This window comes from Aquisalimonas sp. (assembly GCF_007120195.1).
Taxonomy (GTDB): domain Bacteria; phylum Pseudomonadota; class Gammaproteobacteria; order Nitrococcales; family Aquisalimonadaceae; genus Aquisalimonas.
Genome location: NZ_SKOG01000275.1, coordinates 1 through 4,329, shown reverse-complemented (window position 1 = coordinate 4,329; position 4,329 = coordinate 1). Strand labels below are relative to the sequence as shown.

Annotated in this window: 3 protein-coding genes; all 3 read left to right on the top strand. The window is 66.5% G+C overall.

Going from position 1 to position 4,329, the window contains the following annotated elements; translation table 11 throughout:
* The coding region (locus QZT63_RS18835; RefSeq protein WP_290653428.1) for an HlyD family efflux transporter periplasmic adaptor subunit at positions 1-871 on the top strand (871 nt) is incomplete at its 5' end.
* A 7-nt stretch (positions 872-878) separates the two neighbouring features.
* A complete protein-coding gene (locus QZT63_RS18830; RefSeq protein WP_290653426.1) occupies positions 879-3,995 on the top strand; it encodes an efflux RND transporter permease subunit in 3,117 nt (1,038 codons plus the stop codon).
* 49 nt (positions 3,996-4,044) lie between these two features.
* Positions 4,045-4,206: a hypothetical protein gene (locus QZT63_RS18825; RefSeq protein ID WP_290653424.1), complete on the top strand. Its 162-nt coding sequence runs from the start codon at positions 4,045-4,047 to the stop codon at positions 4,204-4,206.
* The last annotated feature ends 123 nt before the right edge of the window (positions 4,207-4,329 follow it).

Here is a 4,329-nt window from a genome sequence, read left to right as displayed (position 1 = left end):
GGTCGAGGAGAAGCAGATCGAATTGGATCGCCAGGAACTTGCCTGGGAGGAGGAGCTGCAGGAGCTGCTGGAGCGTGAGGTGGCCCGTTTACAGGAGCTCTCTCGGGACCAGTATGCCACGCCGTCGCAGCTGGAGCAGGCCGAGCAGCAACGCACGCGCCAGCGCCTGACGGTGGCGCAACGGCAGTTCGCGGTGGACACCGCTGCATCCCGCCTGGAGCAGTTGGACGCCAGACTGCAGCGCGCCAGGGCCCTGCGCGACCGGGCGGCGCTGAATCTCGCCCGCGCCGAGGTTCGCTCACCCTTCAGTGGCCGTGTGGCCGACGTGGCGGTGGCGCCCGGCGACCGGGTGCGCCCTGGCGAGTTGCTGATCACCCTGTACGACACCACGGCCCTGGAAATCCGCGCGACGGTGCCGCGCCAGGCGCTCGCGCCCCTGCGTCTGGCGCGTGCCGGGACCGGGGTGGAGGCCAGGGCCACGGTGGACGGCGAGGTGGTTCCCGTGTCCCTGTCGCGGTTCTCCGGGCGGGCGGAGCGCGGACAGGGCGGCGTGGATGCGCTGTTCCGCGTGCACGGGGGTGGCGAGGGCCTGGTGCTCGGTCGCTTCGCGACGATGGATGTGCTGCTGCCGCCGGAGCCGGACACGGTCCTGCTGCCCTTCGAGGCGCTCTACGATGCCGGGCGCATCTACCGTGTGCGCGATGAGCGCATGGAAGCGGTGGATGTGCAACGGCTCGGCCAGGCACGGCAAGCGGATGGCCGTCGCGGTGTGCTGTTGCGCGCCCCTGGGCTGGAGCCCGGCGATCAGGTGGTCAGTACCCAGATCCCCCAGGCCCTGGATGGTCTCCGGGTTCAGGTCATGAGGCCGTGATCATTTGATGGATGATAGGCCGCGCGAGTCCTGGATCGGTTGGATCGCCTGCCACCCGGTGGCGGCGAACCTCATCATGGTGCTCATGATGGTCGCCGGGCTGTGGTCCCTGCAGCAGCTCAATACCCAGTTCTTCCCCACCTTTGAGCTCGACTTCATCACCGTGGAAGTGGAATGGCGCGGCGCCACGGCGGAGGAGGTGGCCGATTCCATTACCGCGCCGGTGGAGGAGGAGCTCCGCGACGTTGACAACCTGCGCGAGCTCACCTCCACCTCCGCCGAAGGCGGTGCCACCGTCGTGCTCGAGTTCCGCGAAGGCACGGACATGACCGAGGCCACCGAGTCGGTGAAGGACCGGGTCGCCGGCGTGCGCAACCTGCCCGAGGACGCCCGCGAACCCACCATCCGGCGCGTCGTGCGTTATGACCCGGTGGCACGGCTGCTGGTCAGCGGCGACCTCAATACCCGCGAGGTGCGCGCGCTCAGCCGCCAACTGGAAGAGGAACTGCTGGACAGTGGCGTCACCCGCGTCGAACTCACCGGCCTCGCCGAGCAGGAAATCAGCATCGATATCCGCCAGGAGACGCTCACCGACCTGGGCCTGTCTTTCAGCGATCTCGCCCGCCGGGTTGACGCCCAGAGCCGGGATATCCCCGCCGGGGATGCCGGCGAATGGGACGTGGCCCGGCAGCTGCGCGGGGTGGATCAGGCGCGCAGTGTCCACGAGTTCGAGGAACTGCTGATCCCGATGGACGGTGGCCGCTCCGTGCCTTTGGGGCTGTTGGCCGACGTCACCCAGCAAGCGCGGGATAACGAGATCCAGCTTCGCTTTGCACAAGGCGATGCGGTCGAGATTCTCGTGGAGCGGGCGGAGGGGGAGGACGCCCTGGCGGCAGCCCAGGTCCTGGATGAGTTTCTGCAGGCACGCCAACCCACCTTGCCGGCGACGGCCAGCATGGAGGTTTTCGACGAATTCTGGCAGTTCATCAGCGAGCGCATCGAGCTCATGCTCAAGAACGGGCTCGGTGGGCTGTTGCTGGTCATCGGCGTACTGCTCGCGTTCCTCTCCGGGCGCATGGCGCTCTGGGTGGCGCTGGGCATTCCCACGTCGTTTCTTGCCGCACTCACCGTGCTTTTTCTCACCGGCGGCAGCATCAACATGATCAGCCTGTTCGCCTTTATCATGGCGCTTGGCATTATCGTCGATAACGCCGTGGTGGTGGGGGAGAACGCCTACAGCCGGTTTCAGAACGGAGAGGCGCCGGACGAGGCGGCGATCAACGGCGCCCGGCGCATGTTCGTGCCGGTCATGGCGGCGTCGCTGACCACCATCGCGGCGTTTCTGCCCCTGATGATCATCGGCGGGCCAATCGGCAACATTCTCTTCGATATTCCGCTGGTGATCGTATGCGTGATCATTGCCGCCGTGATCCAGGCATTTTTCATCCTGCCCGGGCATCTGCGGCGCTCCTTTGAGCGCAGCCAACGGGTTTCTCCCAACCGCTACCGGCGGGGGCTGGACAACGCGTTCAACCGTTTTCGCGATGGGTTTTTCCGCAGTGCCGTCACATTGGCCATTCACCACCGCTGGGCGACCATCGCCGCACCCATCGCACTTCTGATCATCGCCTTCTCCCTGGTGGCGGGGGGACGGCTGGCGTTCACGTTCTTCCCGACGGTCGAGGGGGAGACGTTGCACGCAAATGTGAGTTTCGCCCCGGGCACACCCCGGGAGCGCGTCGAGGCCTACCTGGATCGGCTCGAGCTGTCGCTGCAGCAGACGGACGAAGACATCGGTGGTGACGTGGTGCAGACCTACGTCTCCCGCACCGGCAGCACCGTCGCGGCAGAGCCGCGGGACACCCGGTTTGGCGAGCACTACGGCGGCATCTTCGTGGAGCTGTCGCCACCGGATGAGCGCAACATCCGTAACCGCGCCTTCATCCGCGCCTGGGAAGACAATGCCCCGCCCGCCGCTGGTCTGGAGGATCTGGTGATCCGTGAGCGCGGCCAGGGACCACCCGGTGCGGACATCGACGTGCGCATCACCGGAGCGCCGGCGGAGCAGCTCAAGGCAGCGGCGATGGAGGTGCAGGACGACCTGCGCCAGCGTCCGGGCGTCTCCGGTATTACCGACGACCTGCCCTACGGGCCAGAGCAGTGGATTTATCGCCTGAACGACCAGGGGCGCGCCCTGGGCCTGAACTCCGCTGATCTCAGCAACCAGTTGCGTGACGCCTACGGCGGGGTCCTCGCGCAGCTCTTTCAGCAGGGCCGGGACGAAGTGGAAGTCTGGGTGCGCCTGGATCGCGAGAATCGCCATGACCTCGCCAGCCTGGAGGATTTCCGTGTGCGCGCCCCCAGCGGCGAGACCGTGCCCCTGGGCAGCGTCGCCGAGGTGGAGACCCGTCGGAGCTTCGCCTCCCTGCGCCACTTTGACGGCAGCTTGGCCGTGCGGCCGACGGCGGATGTGGACGCCCAGGTGGCCAATGCCAATCGTATCCGGGCGGACCTGGCGGAGAACCTGCTGCCGGAGCTGCGCGAGCGCTACGGCGTGCAGACGGCCTTCGAGGGGCAGGCGGCGGATCAGGAAGAGACGCTGGCGGATATGCGTGCCGGGCTGATCCTTGCAATGGCGTTGATCTACCTGGTGCTGGCTTTCGTGTTCGCCTCCTACGGTTGGCCGCTGCTGGTGATGGCCGTAATTCCCTTCGGCATTGTCGGGGCCTTCTTCGGGCACTGGGCGTTCGGCCTGGACCTGACCATTCTCTCCCTGTTTGGTCTCTTCGGGCTCTCCGGCATCGTCGTCAACAACAGCATCATTCTCGTCACGTTCTACCGGGAAATCCGCGACCGCAATCCGGGAGCCCCTGTGGAAGGTGCGCTGATCGAGGCCTCGCGGCTTCGCCTGCGCCCGGTGCTTGTGACCACGCTCACCACCATTGGCGGGCTGCTGCCGCTGCTCTTCGAGACCTCTGTGCAGGCGCAGTTCCTGATTCCCATGGCAATCGCCATCGCCTTCGGCCTGGCGATTGCCTCGTTGATCGTGCTGTTTCTTGTCCCCGCCATGCTGGCCGTCTATGAGAACGCTGCGCGGCGTGTCGCTGGACTGTCCCATGGATAGGGTTTCGCACCGTGTATGTCATCCGCCGCGTGATCGGAGGCTAACCCCCATGGTAAAGCCGCAGATCTCCGCGTTGATCGCCAGTCTTGTCTTTGGTGTTGGGTTGCCGGTCTCGGGGATCGCGAACCCGGAGAAGGCGCTGGTGTCCGTCGCCTCGATACTCGCGGGCACGGGTCTGTTCAAGCTTATTGAACGCAACCGGCGGGCATGATTCCCCTGGTGCCGGGCTGGTTGCGCCGGTACAGGCCTGGCCTGCTGCCCGGCGATGTCGTGGCGGCCGTGGTGGTGACGATGCTCCTGGTGCCCCAGGGGCTTGCTTATGCCGCGCTCGCGG

Coding starts and splice junctions, on each gene's coding strand:
- QZT63_RS18825 (WP_290653424.1), top strand. CDS start 4,045: ATGGTAAAGCCGCAGATCTCCGCGTTGATCGCCAGTCTTGTCTTTGGT.
- QZT63_RS18830 (WP_290653426.1), top strand. CDS start 879: ATGGATGATAGGCCGCGCGAGTCCTGGATCGGTTGGATCGCCTGCCAC.